Genomic DNA, 15,481 nt, shown 5'->3' with positions numbered 1-15,481 from the left:
TCAACCGCAATCCATTCGTCAACTTGTATAGTTGAATGTTGTTCGTAGCGTTAGCCGGCGCTACCCTTCCCTGTTTCACCGTAGTCTATCTCAAGCTTGGCCATAATCTTATCGATCAGAGCTTTTGCCGAGGATTGGCTGGTGGATACCTGATAGATCGCCTCGCAGATTTTCATGAAAACCTCGCGGTCGCGTTCGGGAAAGGCTTGCAGTTGCTCGGGGACCATTTGTCCAGCGAGGGAAGCGACGCGGTTCTCCAGACGCGTGACGTCCTCGCGGTAGCTGCAGACTTCTGTTTCGCTAAAGATTTTCTGCGACAGGGCACGATGGGTGCGCCGCAGTCCTTCTTCCGCTGCAACGAGCTTCTTGCCGTATTCATCCGGGCCCAAAACGCCTTGCTGGAGAATGTTTACCGTTTCCTCGACCATCCGCGAATGCGTCTCGATCTCACGGATCCAATTACGCTTGATCGAGCTGGTACGGCATCGATGTGCGATATCGCGGGCAATCGGCGCCAGTTGATTGGTCAAGTTATGATAGTGCGCGCTCTGCTCGAAATGATCGCGCCGACCGTTGGGCACAATCTTCCGGTCGACAATATGAATTTCACCGATCGCCCAGCTGTTGAACCGGGTTTCCGGAAACAGGTCTTCAAGTAGCCCGTGTTCACCGATCTGGACATTGCCGCAACGCAGCCGCAGGCCCTTCGTACCCCATGCGTTGGGAAGAGCGCCTTCGTAGTCATGATGGAGGATCCAGGCGATAGCGGCGATGTCACCGTCGATGCCAGGAATCTCAGCGATGGAGAGGGCGTCAATCCGAGTCGTCTTGCCGCCTTCCTGGACGAAAACGTCGCGGTGCGGCCGATAGACCGGGGCCTCGTTGTCATTGATCCGAATGTGCAATTCGCCCAGGTCGACCATCGGCGCAAGCGCTGCCCGGATCTCGTCTGCGAACCGGAACTCGGGCGAAAAGGGAACAGGTGCCACCTGTCCCAAGTATTCCTCGACAGCGGCGGGGTTCATCAACCGGTCGCTCCGCAATCTCACGACGCCGCGCAACTCGACTTCGAAAAATCGATCCGGATCTTCGCTCACATGCCGCTTTCGAAGCGTCGCGACTGAGCGGATCAGGCTTTCAATATCGCCGTCTTCCTGGCGCAGCAGCGCCTTGAGCTTGCGGCAATCCCACGAAAGCTCTGCGACCGGCTCCTCGGCGGACCGACGGGAGCGGAATATCAGTTCCTGAGCATAGCCAAGGCCGGCCAGGCGACCGACGCCACGAAAACCGCGGGCGCTGGTTCCGCGTTTGCTGCTTGCACCCAGCGCCGGCATACGCCGGGCGAATTCAGCATTTGTGAGACCGGCCCCATTGTCGCGAATGCGGATCGTCCGTTGCATCTGATCAATGGTTATCGTCACCTCGCCGGGCAGGTCCGGCATAAGCAAATTCCGAGCTCTGGCATCATCAATGGCGTCGGCGGCATTCTGAACGTATTCGCGATAGACCGTCATTGGGTCGACGTACATTGCGCTCGAAACGAGTTCCAGAACATCGCGGCCTATGACGATATCGTTGAGGTACTCACTCTCGCCAACACTTTTTGCAGCAGCAAGGGCCGCTCGGCTGATACGGGGTGCTTCGGTCATGCAATAGCCCTCTGCTTTGGTGCGAGCTCTGCAGTGATCGCGATGCTCTCTTCCTCATAGTCCAATCCGGCGTCCTCAACGCGCTCGTCTTCGGCGAGCCCAAGGTCCGACATCGATTCCAAGCGGATCAATTCTTTTTGCGTCGACCAGATCGTCGTCAGCTCATCCTTGGATACCGGGATATAGAACCGTAAAATCCGGCGGACCTTATCGTTGGCAGCGTAATCGCTGAGCGTAACGAATTCTCGTGGATCACGCGACGACAGCAACTCCATAAGCTCCGCCCGCTCGTAGTTGTCGAGTGCAGCAAACTCTGCCTGAAATTCGTAGAGTTTCTGATCCTGATCGTATCGTTCGTACCAGGTGCGATTGAATATGAAGTCGTGAGGCATCATCAAGATGCGCGCGTAGTCCTCAAATGTATCGCCGAATGCATGCTTGAAGAATTCCGGTGCCCCACTGACTATACCATGGGTCGCCTGCAGCACAATCTGCATCGAGCGCAGCTGGTAGCGCGACCACTTCTCACCGATATGCCCGCGGTTGGGACGGTTGGTCGGTTGGTAACGCATCGGGAACGACCAGATACGGATGCCGAGTTCCTCGTTGAGGGTCACGTTCAAACGCATGCGCTCGAAAAGGTCTTCAGGACCGTCATGGAAATTATAGAGCATGTAGTTCGATAATTCCGTCAGTCCATATTCCGCCGCGTAGCGCACAGCCTGTTCATACGGTTTTTTGACACCCAGATGGTCAAACGCAATGCGCAGTGGCTTGAGGCAAATGGTCGCCAATTCCCGTAGATACATTGGATCCTTGCACAAGATCCGCGCGTCTACGCCCTGATTGAAGTCGACCCGCCGCTGAACCGCGACTTTGGCGCCGGGCCTCATAAGCTTTGCGCCCGGCACAAAGCCGAGATCTCTAATTTCCGCGATGATTTCCTTGAACCTGGCGGAAGCGACGACGTTGTTGTCCATGAGGATCAGGTCTTTCTTTGGACCGTAATGCTCATCGATGGCGCGAACCAGGTCGGTCAATGACTCGGTGTCGCGCTGCATCCCCTCCAGTTTTGGCACACCGCAGAAATGGCATTTGCGAATGCAGCCGCGTGACGTGTAAGCGAAATAGGCATCTCGCACGGGATACCGATAATCGATCTGCGTCAGAATATCATAGTCGGGCACAAGATCCTCGATCGGCCTTCCCGTCGTGTCGCTGGAATAAAGCTCTTCGGCGAACTCATCGAGTTGCAGAGAGACGGCGGGAGCCTCTGAAAGAAGCCCTTTGATGAACCGGATCCCATGCCAGCGACGCTCATCCAGAAACCGCTCATGCATGAGGGAAGCGGCAATCCCCCCGACGAAAACCTTGTCTGCCTGGCCGTTCGCCACTTCCAGTGCAAAATCGATCGACTGCGAAATCTTCGGATATTCAAATGAAAACAGCGTGGTGACGTAAATCCGGTCCCATGCTTCATTCATCACCGAGCGATCCTCACCCTTGATGAAACGGACGCGGTCACGTTTGCCACGAGGACCATGATACTGGGCAATCTTCATCAGACCCAATGGCGGATACTTGTTCTTGTAGCCCGGTTCGATAAGCAGAATATTCTTGTTAGCCATTGCTGACGACTTTCAAATGCGCGCGTTTGCGAACGTCGCGAATGTAATCTACGGCAGGGCGAACGCCGCCCTCACCGCCCAATCCGTACAATTTTCCCTTGGTCGTCCAATCGACCTGGTGAGCGAAGTCCGTAAGCGCGTTCACAAACGAGATTCGATCAAGGCCGCTGTCATCGGGCGCTTCACGGTAGAGGTCTGCGGCGATATCCATCATCGCGTAGACGCCCAACCCCTTGTTCAAAATATGCTTGCGGGTGTTTGCCCATTCTTCGGGAAGCACCTCGGAAACGGCTTTCCAGAAGGAAAGCACGATTTGGGCGGCCCGCTCGGTCGACTTCGTTTTCAGAATTTTTGTAGCCGTCAAGAAGCGCTTGATCGCCTTTTGCATTGTCCGAAGTGATGCCCGTCGCGTCATGCCGGATGTGCTGGTACCACCGAGGTCCAGCTGTCGATACCACGGTGATTCCGGGTCATTGTTGAGATGCAAGGCAATGAACAATTCGGGCCGGTCATTAGCAAGATCGCCCGCCAAATGCGCATCATGAAAATCCAGCAGACTGGTACTAAGACCCTTCGCCTTGCTGTTGATGGTGCGGAATACCTCCATCTCTTCCTCAACGCTCAGGCCGATATAGCACATGAAAGGAAGCGACAGATCCACCTCCCCCAGAAAGCCTAGCCGGTGCTGGCAATCGACCTGCGCCATGATCTTCCCGGCATCAGCACTGATCTTGAGTTCGGCTTGTCCGTTGCCCTTGTCGCAAACCGACCATGCGTTAGCCGATGGCCGGAGGTTGAGGGTCAGCGGGATGGTTGAAGCGCCGGGTTGGCGAATATAGCGCCGAAAATCCTGACTGTGCTGCGAGTTGAAGCGCCGCTGATAACCGGCACCCGTGTCCTCGTTCAAGACGTCGGGAAAACTTAGAGCATGCAACACTTTAGCGGGCGCAAAACCAAGGAGAACCATCCTTCCGGCAGAGCTTCCGATCGAGCAAAAAATTGACAAAACGTCAGACATGGCATTTCCCGCAACACAATATTGCATTCCCTCAGTGCAATTTTGCGGTTATGGCCGTGCAAGTCAAGCACTCTCGAAGTGTTTCAGACCTCATTTGCTGCTTCCATCTGATCGGATGCAAGCGCTTTAATTTTTGAGGCCGATCGTACCTGGTTCAGTCATGCTCACGGGTTCCGACTGATCACTGGACATCGATCACATTTTTTTTGGTCTCAACCAGGTCTTTGTATTTGCGAGATTTTTTTTCGATTTCCTTCAGCTCGTACTGGATGCGGTCCCGGACCTGTTTTGGCGCATCGAGGATATCATCCTCAGTGGATGTTTCGACTAACCACTTTTTGAAACGGATCAGCTTGTTGAGCACGTGGCTTTCACCCCCCGCCGTGACGGCGGCCTCATGCGCTTCGGCGAAGTCGTAGGTACCATCCATATAGCGCCGGACGATCTTGCTGCTTGCTGTACAGATCACCGGAAGCTTGTCTCGTAACTCCATTGCCTTGCCAAAATGACCGGCTTGGATTTCGCTGACGATGAAGTCGTCGAAACCAGCCACTTCTTCACGGACCTTCCTAATCTTCCGGGACTTCAGAAACTCGTCGTAGTAGCTCCAGCGTTCGCGGTCGCCGTCGCCATGCTCGATCATGAACTCGTAGACTGCGACGAGGTGCTTCGCTTCGTCCTTGGTAAGACCGATTTCCTTGGCGATGGCCGGGATATCGACCATCTGATTTTTGAACCGTCGATAAACAAAGCCAGCCTTCTCATAAGGAGCCCAGTCCTTCTTGCCCTTGACATGATACTGCGCAAGCAAGGCGAACACCGATTTTTCGTCGATGTCGGCCGGCAAAAGGGTGCACCTTACCTTACCCCACGAAACAGGATTTTCAGCGACGAGGTAATGATAGGCCGCTAGCCGACTATTGCCTTCGAGGACAACGAAATCACCGTCTCGCACTATTAGAGGGTCGATCAGACCGCCGTTGGCACGGATGTCCTGCACCAGCTCTCTAACGTGCTCGAGGGTCTGCAGCTTTGCAAGAATATCGCTCTGTGTCGGCTTTACGCCGTCCGCGCGCATAAAGGAATAAATTCGAGGATTATCGACATAGAACTTCAAAGCCCTGACATCGATGTCAAGGGTACGCGTGACAATCTCCACACCGCGTAGGATCACCGAGCCCTGCTCGCTGACCCTGTTAAACATCGCGTTCTCTCCCGAACTTCCCAATTAAACCTCCAGACCGAGAATTTCTTTTATTATCTTGCCGAAATCGTAGTTTGCCAGGCGGCGATATTCTTCTTTGCTGATGTCGGCTTGCCCAAGCTGGGCAGACAGTCTTTTCGCGGCAAGAAGGGAATCCACCCATTCGTCGATCGATTCTATGGCGATCAGGTTCCAAATAAAGCAGGTGTCGGTTTGCGAAATCCTGTGAATCCGGTCTTGCGCTTGAAGATAATCGTCAAGGCTGAAGGAACGATCATAGAAGACCGCGTGGTTGGCAATCGTAAGCGTGAGACCCTCCTTCGCCGCACCCGGCGTTGCAACGAGAACCTTCACGGATGGATCAGCTTTGAACCTAGCAATTGCATCGTTGCGGTCGGCGAGCTCCACGCCCCCGTGTACTTTAACGGCTCCAAACTCTGTAAGGCGAGATTGCAGCCAGTCAGCATTTTTAACGAAACTGGTCCAGACGATGATTTTTGAACCTGAGATGGTCGCCGTGGTCACAAGATCATGCAGCTTGGCGTATTTTCCAGGAGTTTCGGTGTAAGAATCGTCGACGAGTTTAGGATTGGATGCGACCTGTACCAGTCGAAGTAGCCGCTTGAGACTTTCTTCAGCGTCGTCGAGCGTCTGTCGCTCATTGACGACAATCGATGCACCAAGGTCTGTTCGGTACTCGTCGTAGAGAGCTTTCTGGCGTGGGCTCATGTCGACCGGAACATTTTGAATTCGCTTCTCCGGAAGCTGGATCCCAGCCGTCAATTTCGTTTCCCGAACGGTAAATGAGCGGATGCGATCAAAAAGGTCACCTAGCTCGTCCTCAAAGGCGTCCCGCCGGGTCTGGTTCACCCAAAGGTCGTTGCTGAGATCCAGGCCACTCTTGAAAGCTTCGAAATCCGTACCGAGAGATTCACCCTGATCGAGGAAGTAGATGAGTGACCAGATGTCGTAGGGCCTGTTCGCCACAGGCGTACCGGTCATAATGATGCGGCGCTTCATGACCGGAGCAATCGCATGGAAAGCCCGGGCGAGGTCCGATTCCGGATTTTTGATTTTCTGTGCTTCGTCGAGGATAACGCCGACGCGCCGAGTTTTTGCGAAAAGCCCCAGACGACGCTGTTCGGTGCGAAAAACCTCGTAGTGAACAAGGAAAACCGGGCTCGGGGAGTTAAGGGCAAAGAAATTTCCGGCGTGATTTTGGTCGAGGATCGTCGGATAGAGATACGAATGGGCCTTGATCTCGTCCTGCCAGTTTTGAATAAGCCCACGTTTGGTGACGAACACGACCGTATCGACAGCATCCGTTTTCAGCCACTCAAGCGCAAGGTCGATGGCAATCTTTGTCTTGCCGAGACCCTGCTCGTGAAAAAGCGCGGCATAGGGTAGATCCTTCACGGCTTCAACCGCCTCAAGCTGGTATAGAAAGCCTGAGTGACGCAAACCAAGGTTCAGCGACGGGTTTCGTTTCAGCCGCGTGGAGGGTTCAGAGACCATCGATCACCTCAACTGCTATGCCGCTGTGAGCGGGCGTGCGCAATCCATCAACAATCGCGGCTGAACGGCGTCGCTGAAACGGTGGAACAACCAGATAAAAGCTCGAGCCTTGGCGGACCGACAGATAGTCGAGGAACGCTGATATCTGGCGATGAGAGCGACCGGTCTCGAGGTCGGCCATCGTTTTCGCTTCGCCAATAACTTCGAAAGTCGCTGGCAAGTCGCTGGCGAACAGATCTGGCGTGTATCCCGCTATCTGCGGAGGACGATTGTTGCCGTAGGTATGATGGTCGGCGAGGACAAGCAGGCCACGCGGCGGGCAATGCCGTGCGCGGACGTAGGATATTAGCCGCTCAACTAGGACCGTATGCGCGCTCGTCTCACCCGACATCATCCCTCCGCTGCTGGAATTCTCCAGCCAGATTCTGCAGCGCGTCCAAGGCATCCAGCACGTACCGCACGACATCGTCATCTGGGTTTTGGCGCAGACGCTGGATCTCGATGAACGGGATCTTCTCTGCTTTCTCGGTAATTGCTCGTGCCAACTGGCTAAGGCTGGCCGCGCGTAGGTCGGCACCGATGTCGGGACGTTCGATGGCGTCGAGAGCCGCCTTGATATCCTTCTTCAGGAATATTGCCCGGGCATTCTTGTCTCCGAGGACGAGCGGGAGCTGGCGAATGGCGATCAGACCATCGATCTTCTTCTCCTTCAGCCAGGAGGCGAAGTCGTCGAGCGAGAAGCCCGCCCGAAAAATGGCCGTTTTCACCTTCGTGTTCTGAAGTTCAACAAAACCGGAGTATCGTTGAGTGTTATAGAATTCGCCCGGTTGGTGAAGCTTGCGAAAGTGATTTTCCATGTCCGCATATGCGTTGATCGACTTCTGAACATCGCGCCGGTCCCCGCCACACAAGTCGACCAACCGGTCCAGGGGCATCAGGTGCTTGAAGTGAAGCTCCCATTGATATTTGGCCTTCGAATAGGCGTCCCACGCGCGTGGCCCTACCAGATGTGCCTGAAGCCTGATCGCATCGATGCCGTCGCCGGCGAGTGTCTCGTGAACGATTGCGGGTATCGTCGACCAGTCCCCAGCAACTCCATTTTCGTGGAACTGGCGATATATGAACAGGCGCGTATTTCCTTCAATACAAAGATATCGGCCCGCTTCGTTGCGACAGACGATGATCGGCTGCATTATCCCGCGATTCGCGAGAATTGAATTCCGCAGCTTGTCAGCACTCGTGACACCTTTGCCACTGTCCCCGTCGTCTCCCCCGATATCGAGGGCCAGCTGAATATTGTCGTCGGTCAGCTCACCTTCGAATCCCTCAACAAACCGACGGATGCGAGGATTGTTGCGGTCGAGTTCGACATCAAAAATTGGCAAATGTTGCTGCACACCGACCACGCCTACCTCCTATGCTGCCGTTGCCATCAGCAGTAGCATCAGCAATTTAAAGATTCCTCATTTTTCTACTGTCCCGCATTGATTTTACTGGCGGTTTCGCTGCTCGGGATTGCACGGGCCCCAGCATGACTAAACCAGGTCACAAAAAGCCTATCAGGCCTATCCGCCCCTCCACATAGATCGGCGGCGGCGGAGGGATCACGCACCCCAAAAGGATCGCTCCTACAACTCCCTGTTGTCGCCGTCAGGATTACTGTGCAAAGATAGATCATGAGCGAACTGCAAATCAAACCTATCTCCATCACACGCTTCAATGCCTTGGGAGGCTATGCTCGCCACCCTCGGACACCGCTTATTTTGGAGGAGCTGGAATTTTTCGAAGCAGAGGGCGGCAATGTCATCGGCATCGCGACCCAGGACCTCGAGGATCAGGATTTCGGAGGTATCGTGATGGCGAGAGACCGGAAACTTTGCTTCCGCGGTGTCCACGTAACGGATTTTTCTCCCACCCCTGACGCAGCGAGGGAAGAACTTTTCGCCGCTATGCGCAGCGCCGCTGAGGCGCTGGCGGAAGAACACTATCAAGGCGATGAAAAAGGTCAGCCAGTCGATTTCTTCAGCCATCTCCACGACGAAGGGAGGCTGCATCCCTCGTTCGTTGAGCTCTCAACCAACGAGGGATACTCGCCAGCGCGGAATATTATTGAGCCGATGATGCGCTGGTATGAGGATGCAGATGGCAATTTCATCGAACAGTTTCAGACGACGGGTTTCGACCAGCGCATCTGGGAGCTCTATCTCTATGCCATGCTGATCGAGGCGGGATACGTGCTGAGCCGGGAAAAGAACGTCCCCGATTTTTGCGCCGCCGGTTTGTTCGGTGAACTGTATATTGAGGCGGTAACTGTCGGCCCGACCATCAAGAATGGGACCATAATGCCTCCACCGCCGAGCGATACGCCCGAAGAAGTGAACCGCTTTTTGAAGGACTACATGCCGATCAAGTTCGGCAGCGCGTTGTATTCAAAACTCAAAAAGAAATACTGGGAACACTCCCATGTCAGCGGCAAGCCATTCGTCCTTGCGATTGCCGATTTCTCCTCCTCCATGTCGATGGTGCGGTCACAATCTGCATTGGAACGGTATCTGTGGGGTTATGAATATCCCGCAGCTCTCGACAGCGAAGGCAAATTGATCATCTCGCCAGTGCGGGTCGAGACGCACCAATGGGGAGACAAGGCTCCTGTCCCCTCCGGCTTTTTTCGACTGCCTGACTCTCGGCACGTCAGTGCGGTCATCTCGACCAATGCGGGCACGATCGCAAAATTTAACCGTCTCGGCATCTTGGGAAAATTCGGTTCCGGACAGGTGCTTGCGATCCGAGAGGGCCGTATGGTCGACCATAACCCCAACGCAACCCTGCCAAAAATATTTCGGGTCATCGTGAATGCGGACGGTTATGAGGAAACCTGGATCGAAGGGCTCAACGTCTATCACAATCCAAACGCCGAAATTCCAATGCCGATGGAGATACTACCGGGCGCCGCGCATCACTTCTTCGAGGAAAGCCGACTTGTCAGGAGCTTTACGCCGGAATTTCATCCAACCTCCTCCGTGACCCAGCACCTATCACCAATCGATGTCGAAAAGGTGTTGGCAGAGGTTGGAAACAAAACGCACATGGTTTGGACGCTTAAGCCGGGGGACCCCCTCCCCCAGGAAACAGGCGAACCGGTCTGAACGATGTCGTTTCGCATTTCATCGCAAGACTCGGCATGCAAGAATTTCAATAGGATAGCGCGGCACGTAAATTGAAGATTGGGCACTTGATTCGAGATTTTGGCATCGATCTCGGCACTTAATGTGAGATTCCCCGCAGTGGACAAAATGGCTGCCTTCGGCCAGGCTTGATCAAAAACAGGCAAACAACACAAAATGTTATTGCCGAATCTGAAGCCGTCAACGCCGAATATCGCACCGAAAAATCTCGCTTTAATTGCCGAGACCTGCCGAAACGGGCGCATTCTCACGGTTGAGTGGAAAACGACAGAAAGAGATCTGCGTGGCTTTGTCATCAAGCGAAAGATCTCCGGCGGCACGGTCAGTCGTAACGGTCGACAGGCGCGTGACAGCATGCTCGGCCTGATGAAGACCTGCCAGAAGCTCGGCCTGTCGTTCTGGCACTATCTTGGCGATCGGCTGGGGATCGGCACATCGCATCGAGCCATTACTCCGCTGGCCACGATGATCGCCGTCAGAGCCTGAGCACATCAACGGCGATCAGGCTTGGGGAAAGCAACGATCTTATCCGATGCGCTCGTACCGGCCCCACCTGACTTGGCCCCGTCTAACTTGGCCTTGCCCGTCATGACGCCATCCAGCGTACCGAGCACATGGGAGCCGGTAAGCCTCAGCAGCGTCGGCGACACGTTCCACTGTCGCTCATCGTCGGCATGCACAGTCACGGTTTTCTTGTTGCGGCGAATAACGATGCCCCGGATCGTTGCTCCCCCCGGCCCTTCGAACGTCACGCCGCTTCCAACCCGAATGTCCTGCAACGCAGCTGCAGTCCGCTGATGATGCAGGAACTGCAGCCGTTCGACGATGCGCGCATTGAGTTCGACCAGGGCCGCCTCGTCCAGATTATCAATGTCGATCTGCCGCATGGCCTGAGCCCCTCTGTTGTTGCCGAAACTCCATGCCAAGGGCTAGCACATCGACGCAATCTCGCCCTCCGCACTGCCCGTTATCGGGCACTGCTACCAAATCAGCCCCGCTTACCTCCGCGCCACAGCAGCTTGCCTTTCGTGAGGTGTTCATTACCTTGCATGAAAGACACAGGGACAACTCGAAGAATGCTGATTGCTTTAACGAATGGCAAAGCCGGCCGCGTCAAGCAGGACATATCAGTTGGTGCCAGCTGGCGAGATCTGTTTCGAAGCTCAGAGGATCTGCTGACTGCTTCAGTATTCGGGCGTCTCTCATATCTTGAAGGCCCGATGGTGTGGAAGATTTTACGGCGTGGGCTGGGCTTCGAACTTCCGGATTATAAGGTGGTAGAGCTTTATAATGTTGAGTTCTGGCCGACCTGGCCGGAAGGAGATGGCGCAGCGAGAACCGTGGAGCCCGACGTCTTTCTGCAGATTAACGTTGGCGACCCGTCAGTTCAGATCGATTTGATCATCGAGGCGAAGCTGGGAATTGGTCTTGACCAATGCGCCGACCAGTGGCGCCGCCAATGGACTGCATATCACGAATTACCGGCGACAATTGATGGCGATGCAAAACCGTACCTTATTGCCATAGGCGGGCTTGGGCAGCATGAAGCTTCTTATTTGAGCCGCATCCTCCAGGACCTGCAAAAAGGCGGTCACGAGGTAAAAGCTCTCGCCGCCAATTGGCCAAAATTACTGGAGGCAGTGATCGCAGTCGGAAAAGAAACAACTGACCTACGTGATACGAGGATCCTGAGCGACATCGTGAGCGCACTGGCATTGGCCGGCTACCGGCAGATCCAGTCCTTCAGCGGTCTGACTGCGCATCATCGAATAGACCACCGGTCAAAAGCAGTTCTTGTTGATTATAATTTTCAGGAAACCCATGACTGAATTATCTCATGCGCTTGCAGACGTTCGGGAATCCCAACGTCTGCTTCATTCTTACTATCGAAGAGTTTTGGATACGGTAAGGCTTATCGGCGAGCTGTTTTCGGACAGGACGTTCTATGCGTGGAGCAACGCCAACCATGCACATCCTCCTCAAAAGACGACGTCACCATTTGATAAATGGGCTTGGGATTTCCTGCCGCTAAACTGCACGTCTTATCTCTTCACCAATGCAGCTCAGAAATCCTACTACCCCCAAAAGGGGGAATGGATGCTCGAGATCAATGTTACGACAGACACCGCATTCGTCCCGGGGATAGACTTTAAGGGCGAACCGGATCCAAACATCTTCGCCTCTTCGGATACGACCCGCTCAGAGATATCCGTTATTGCCTGGAAATGCACAGATACGATGGACGAGAGCACCAACTGGCTTAGGCATGTTTGGAACAATGGCCACTGGCCGGACAAAGACGCGCAACACGGCGATCTTCCGTTCGAGGCAATTGAGGGCGTCCAGTCCTGCCGTCTTACCGCGAACATCGAAAATCTGGAGTGTCGCGAAGATATTGTTGAGTTCGCGGGACGGGCACGGGCTCTGTTTCGCGAGATACTTGAGATTGATTAATGGAGCCAGCTTCGGTCGATCAAGATCATATCAACTAAGGCGCTCTGCGTAGTCAGTGGCTGCCGACCTCACCCGCGGTCGGACGACGTTGATGAAGGTGTTCACGCGCTCAGCAAGCCAGGCATACCCCTCGACTTTACCGTCGGCCGTGTTCAGCGCCGGAAAGGCTTTGCTGTCAAAGACAGTGTGCCGACCTTTCCGTTCGACGACCATGGCCGTTCCTCCAAGTTCAGATTAAGAGCGACTTAAAATATGGAAATCATGTGCTTGCTCAATGAAATCTAAACAGTTTCCGGGGAAACTTTGGGCGCTATATGGTGGCCTTTCCGTGAATTATCGCAATCTCTCCTTGTCCATCTCATTCGCTTTCATCGCGTCATCTGCGTACGCTGAAGAGCGGGACCCTTATGGCGGTGAATGGGGTGGCAGCTGCGGGAAACAATACCCCTGCTGGCATGAAATCGGTCAAAAAGGCGCCAAAAACTACGACGTTCGCTGGGTCATGGCGGACAGGCTGGCCGCTAAGAAGGTCTTTTGCGAAGAAAAGATCGCGATGAAACGCCGTCCGCTAAAGTTTGATGCGAATAACCAGTATCCAGACAGCTTGGCTGGTTCGATGAAGTCCGACCCGTTTCTCTTCATTCTGCCTGGCGAGGGCAGCGTCAACTTCGTTACGGAATCTTTCTGCAGGGGCGAACGGTTTGGCGGCGAATACGCGGCGATCGGGCACTGAGGTAGGATGACGATACCCATGAAGCCTATGCTGGCACCGCAGTTCCTTGAAGCCCTTGATGAGCTAGCCTCGTCGGACGGAGAGAATTGGTGGAAAGACATTCTGGGCCATAAGGATCTCGTCCTGGCCGTGCGACGAAATTCTTTAAACGCCTATCACCGAGGCGCATCGATCTTCCGAATCGATTGGAAGGCGTCGAAGATCATTCCTACCGTTCATGTCAAATATCTAATTCGCCCGAACCAGTCATACGTCTCGTTGCAAGGCGGGCAATTTACGCATTCAGGTGTGGCTCCAGTTTTTTCATCATACGGTGGATTGAAGACGCTTAACTCGATGATCAAGGCAGCCCAGCTTCATGTAGGACCTGAGAAAGCTGGCCTCCATCCGATGCTGGTCGGGAACAACAATGTCATCGATTCCGAAATCGCACTTGCTAGGATGGATGGTAGTCCCACTGCTCTAGACGATGATGAGGCCGAGGATTCAAAGAGAAAGCAGGACCGGATCGACGCAGCCGTCGTTACGTCGAAAGACGGGCGTCCGACAATACGCTTCTATGAAGCCAAGCATTTCTCTAACGCGGGCCTTCGATCCGCCATCGGTAAACCTGGCGTTCTCGAGCAAATCAGGGACTATGAGAGTGCCCTCACTCAGCACTCCGAGAACCTCTCCCAGAGATATCTTCAAACAGCCAAAGCGTTGGTACGACTAAGTGAAATGCGGTCAGTCGCGAGCGGAAAAGTAGACGGCCGACAGCCACACTCTTTAGTAAAGCAGATAGCTCAAAGCGGCGAGCCCCCGGCAATCGATCCCAATCCGCATCTCATTATTTACGGCTTTGATGAAGCCCAGCGCGACGGAGCGGCTTGGACAAAGCACTTGGAAAGCCTGAGGCAGCATCTGCCTGAGCGACTGCGTCTGATTGGAGCGCCAACGCTGAAGACAAAATTTGCTGGGTCGCCGTCGATCCACAGCGAGGGACAGGCGTCGGTGAACTGAGATCGTTCGAGGAAGCCCGGGCCGAAGGACGCGCGGGCAATGCGCTCGTCGAGACGCGTGAGAGCGATGCCGGCGCGAAACGCCGGTTCCAAAAAACTCGAAATCGCCAATCTGCCGGAATGGTACGCCATTGATTTTATGGTAAAAAACCTCTCACACGAAAGCTATATCCAAGTTTGGGTTCGCCACTGGATATGATGCATCAGGCCACGCCTGGCCATCGATAATATTCAAGTATCGATAGTGATGGATTTCGACTCCTGGACGGTGTAAACTCCGGGCAAATCACAGTCGCAGCGAACAAACCGAAACGAAAAATGATGGCCGAAAACGGGAGGCAGGGTGACACACCTACAACCACGCAACAGCTAGTCGGTTCGGGCCGTCGCATGATGACGTTGCGCCCGCGCCCGCTCGACAAACCGGCGCTTGATCTCTTCAAAGAGGGCCGGTGGCAACGCTCCGTAGTAGCCGCTTTCGCTGTCTATCGGCCTGACGTCCGGTCCGGGCCAGACAAAACGGTTGCTTTCCGTCAGAACAATCCAGGAGCGCTCGTCGTCAAGTCCAAGGCGACGCTTTGTAGCGGCGGGGATTTCAACAGCGTCTTGCGGATCAGACGGTGGCGAATGCGTGACAGGCAGAACCCGCACCGCCGGCGTTCCGTCTTCCAGCGTGGCAACAATTGCCAGAACCAGCACGGGACGGTTCTTGTCGCCTTCCTCCCGGCCTTCGAGATGTTGCCAATGCCAGAGATACGAATATCGAAACAGCCAGCCAACCTTGGGTTCAGTCGGCAGCATGCTTGTCCGTCAACAGTTCGGCATTGAGATGATCCAGACCAGGCTCCATCTGCGATGCTTCAATGGCGGCGAGCTCATCGTCGCCGAGCATCGCCGAAAGTTCGACCCGGCGGTCACGCTTTGCCAGACGCACATAGTCCTCATAGGCGATCAGAACCGTGCGGGGCCGACCATTCTTGGTGATGATCACCGGCTCGCGAACGGCCGCATCCTGATAAGCCCCGAAATTTTTCGAAACCGCCGCAGCGGTAACCGTGGATGTCATGATAAAGCTCCTTTGTTCCGGAATATAC

General features: G+C 54.6%; 16 protein-coding genes and 1 pseudogene. 6 read left to right on the top strand and 11 right to left on the bottom strand.

Annotated features, from left to right (window positions below; all coding sequences use genetic code 11):
- Positions 1 to 50: 50 nt before the first annotated feature.
- The 7 genes from FHP24_RS27235 to FHP24_RS27205 form a co-directional block, all read right to left on the bottom strand.
- A complete protein-coding gene (locus FHP24_RS27235; protein WP_139679394.1) occupies positions 51 to 1,649 on the bottom strand; it encodes an ATP-binding protein in 1,599 nt (532 codons plus the stop codon).
- Complete coding sequence (locus FHP24_RS27230; RefSeq protein ID WP_139679393.1) at positions 1,646 to 3,277, bottom strand: radical SAM protein; 1,632 nt, start codon at positions 3,275 to 3,277, stop codon at positions 1,646 to 1,648. The genes FHP24_RS27235 and FHP24_RS27230 overlap by 4 nt, the downstream gene beginning before the upstream one ends.
- The gene (locus FHP24_RS27225; protein ID WP_139679392.1) at positions 3,270 to 4,295 is read right to left on the bottom strand and encodes a DGQHR domain-containing protein; all 1,026 of its coding nucleotides are present in this window, start codon (positions 4,293 to 4,295) and stop codon (positions 3,270 to 3,272) included. Before FHP24_RS27225 ends, FHP24_RS27230 begins: the two co-directional genes overlap by 8 nt.
- Before the next feature lie 181 nt (positions 4,296 to 4,476).
- Positions 4,477 to 5,523, bottom strand: coding sequence for a ParB N-terminal domain-containing protein (locus FHP24_RS27220; protein WP_139679391.1), 1,047 nt, complete (start codon positions 5,521 to 5,523; stop codon positions 4,477 to 4,479).
- Entirely contained in the window at positions 5,524 to 7,014 is a 1,491-nt protein-coding gene (locus FHP24_RS27215) for a DEAD/DEAH box helicase (RefSeq protein ID WP_139679390.1), read from the bottom strand.
- Positions 7,004 to 7,405 carry a hypothetical protein gene (locus FHP24_RS27210; RefSeq protein WP_139679389.1) on the bottom strand — a complete coding sequence of 134 codons (402 nt, stop codon included), beginning with the start codon at positions 7,403 to 7,405 and terminating at the stop codon, positions 7,004 to 7,006. The genes FHP24_RS27215 and FHP24_RS27210 overlap by 11 nt, the downstream gene beginning before the upstream one ends.
- Positions 7,395 to 8,420 carry a ParB N-terminal domain-containing protein gene (locus FHP24_RS27205; protein WP_065282917.1) on the bottom strand — a complete coding sequence of 342 codons (1,026 nt, stop codon included), beginning with the start codon at positions 8,418 to 8,420 and terminating at the stop codon, positions 7,395 to 7,397. Before FHP24_RS27205 ends, FHP24_RS27210 begins: the two co-directional genes overlap by 11 nt.
- A 270-nt stretch (positions 8,421 to 8,690) precedes the next feature.
- On the opposite strand from FHP24_RS27205, the gene FHP24_RS27200 reads away from it, so the two are divergent.
- Together FHP24_RS27200 and FHP24_RS27195 are read left to right on the top strand one after the other, a co-directional pair.
- The gene (locus FHP24_RS27200) at positions 8,691 to 10,160 is read left to right on the top strand and encodes a hypothetical protein (protein ID WP_139679388.1); all 1,470 of its coding nucleotides are present in this window, start codon (positions 8,691 to 8,693) and stop codon (positions 10,158 to 10,160) included.
- Between the two features lie 306 nt (positions 10,161 to 10,466).
- Positions 10,467 to 10,685: pseudogene (locus FHP24_RS27195) on the top strand (IS66 family transposase); the annotation flags it as partial.
- 5 nt (positions 10,686 to 10,690) lie between these two features.
- Here the strand turns inward: FHP24_RS27195 and FHP24_RS27190 are convergent.
- Positions 10,691 to 11,086 (bottom strand): hypothetical protein, encoded by a 396-nt coding sequence (locus FHP24_RS27190; protein WP_246091968.1) that lies wholly within the window; start codon positions 11,084 to 11,086, stop codon positions 10,691 to 10,693.
- A gap of 189 nt (positions 11,087 to 11,275) precedes the next feature.
- Here FHP24_RS27190 and FHP24_RS27185 point away from each other — a divergent pair, with 189 nt between their 5' ends.
- Positions 11,276 to 12,028, top strand: a complete 753-nt coding sequence (locus tag FHP24_RS27185; protein WP_139679387.1) for a hypothetical protein — start codon at positions 11,276 to 11,278, stop codon at positions 12,026 to 12,028.
- Positions 12,021 to 12,653 (top strand): hypothetical protein, encoded by a 633-nt coding sequence (locus FHP24_RS27180; protein WP_139679386.1) that lies wholly within the window; start codon positions 12,021 to 12,023, stop codon positions 12,651 to 12,653. Before FHP24_RS27185 ends, FHP24_RS27180 begins: the two co-directional genes overlap by 8 nt.
- 30 nt (positions 12,654 to 12,683) lie before the next feature.
- Here FHP24_RS27180 and FHP24_RS27175 read toward each other — a convergent pair whose 3' ends face one another.
- Positions 12,684 to 12,866, bottom strand: coding sequence for a hypothetical protein (locus FHP24_RS27175; protein WP_139679385.1), 183 nt, complete (start codon positions 12,864 to 12,866; stop codon positions 12,684 to 12,686).
- 61 nt (positions 12,867 to 12,927) lie between these two features.
- On the opposite strand from FHP24_RS27175, the gene FHP24_RS27170 reads away from it, so the two are divergent.
- On the top strand, positions 12,928 to 13,386 hold the full coding sequence (locus FHP24_RS27170; protein ID WP_139679384.1) for a hypothetical protein: 459 nt from the start codon (positions 12,928 to 12,930) through the stop codon (positions 13,384 to 13,386).
- Between the two features lie 18 nt (positions 13,387 to 13,404).
- The gene (locus FHP24_RS27165; RefSeq protein ID WP_139679383.1) at positions 13,405 to 14,388 is read left to right on the top strand and encodes a hypothetical protein; all 984 of its coding nucleotides are present in this window, start codon (positions 13,405 to 13,407) and stop codon (positions 14,386 to 14,388) included.
- A 368-nt stretch (positions 14,389 to 14,756) separates the two neighbouring features.
- On the opposite strand, the gene FHP24_RS27155 is transcribed toward FHP24_RS27165, so the two are convergent.
- Positions 14,757 to 15,188: a plasmid maintenance toxin (PemK-like) gene (locus FHP24_RS27155; protein ID WP_139679382.1), complete on the bottom strand. Its 432-nt coding sequence runs from the start codon at positions 15,186 to 15,188 to the stop codon at positions 14,757 to 14,759.
- Positions 15,175 to 15,453, bottom strand: coding sequence for a type II toxin-antitoxin system Phd/YefM family antitoxin (locus FHP24_RS27150; RefSeq protein ID WP_139679381.1), 279 nt, complete (start codon positions 15,451 to 15,453; stop codon positions 15,175 to 15,177). Before FHP24_RS27150 ends, FHP24_RS27155 begins: the two co-directional genes overlap by 14 nt.
- Positions 15,454 to 15,481: the final 28 nt, after the last annotated feature.

Origin of the sequence: Aliirhizobium smilacinae (assembly GCF_006335145.1) — a bacterium.
Taxonomy (GTDB): domain Bacteria; phylum Pseudomonadota; class Alphaproteobacteria; order Rhizobiales; family Rhizobiaceae; genus Neorhizobium; species Neorhizobium smilacinae.
Note: the sequence above shows the minus strand (reverse complement) of the source record. Positions and strands in the feature narration are given on the sequence as shown.

What these genes read in the sequence shown, in the direction of transcription:
- FHP24_RS27175 (WP_139679385.1), bottom strand. Translation starts at nt 12,866, where the DNA reads ATGGTCGTCGAACGGAAAGGTCGGCACACTGTCTTTGACAGCAAAGCC.
- FHP24_RS27190 (WP_246091968.1), bottom strand. Translation starts at nt 11,086, where the DNA reads ATGCGGCAGATCGACATTGATAATCTGGACGAGGCGGCCCTGGTCGAA.
- FHP24_RS27150 (WP_139679381.1), bottom strand. Translation starts at nt 15,453, where the DNA reads ATGACATCCACGGTTACCGCTGCGGCGGTTTCGAAAAATTTCGGGGCT.
- FHP24_RS27170 (WP_139679384.1), top strand. Translation starts at nt 12,928, where the DNA reads ATGAAATCTAAACAGTTTCCGGGGAAACTTTGGGCGCTATATGGTGGC.
- FHP24_RS27210 (WP_139679389.1), bottom strand. Translation starts at nt 7,405, where the DNA reads ATGTCGGGTGAGACGAGCGCGCATACGGTCCTAGTTGAGCGGCTAATA.
- FHP24_RS27215 (WP_139679390.1), bottom strand. Translation starts at nt 7,014, where the DNA reads ATGGTCTCTGAACCCTCCACGCGGCTGAAACGAAACCCGTCGCTGAAC.
- FHP24_RS27155 (WP_139679382.1), bottom strand. Translation starts at nt 15,188, where the DNA reads ATGCTGCCGACTGAACCCAAGGTTGGCTGGCTGTTTCGATATTCGTAT.
- FHP24_RS27165 (WP_139679383.1), top strand. Translation starts at nt 13,405, where the DNA reads ATGAAGCCTATGCTGGCACCGCAGTTCCTTGAAGCCCTTGATGAGCTA.
- FHP24_RS27180 (WP_139679386.1), top strand. Translation starts at nt 12,021, where the DNA reads ATGACTGAATTATCTCATGCGCTTGCAGACGTTCGGGAATCCCAACGT.
- FHP24_RS27225 (WP_139679392.1), bottom strand. Translation starts at nt 4,295, where the DNA reads ATGTCTGACGTTTTGTCAATTTTTTGCTCGATCGGAAGCTCTGCCGGA.
- FHP24_RS27235 (WP_139679394.1), bottom strand. Translation starts at nt 1,649, where the DNA reads ATGACCGAAGCACCCCGTATCAGCCGAGCGGCCCTTGCTGCTGCAAAA.
- FHP24_RS27200 (WP_139679388.1), top strand. Translation starts at nt 8,691, where the DNA reads ATGAGCGAACTGCAAATCAAACCTATCTCCATCACACGCTTCAATGCC.
- FHP24_RS27185 (WP_139679387.1), top strand. Translation starts at nt 11,276, where the DNA reads ATGCTGATTGCTTTAACGAATGGCAAAGCCGGCCGCGTCAAGCAGGAC.
- FHP24_RS27230 (WP_139679393.1), bottom strand. Translation starts at nt 3,277, where the DNA reads ATGGCTAACAAGAATATTCTGCTTATCGAACCGGGCTACAAGAACAAG.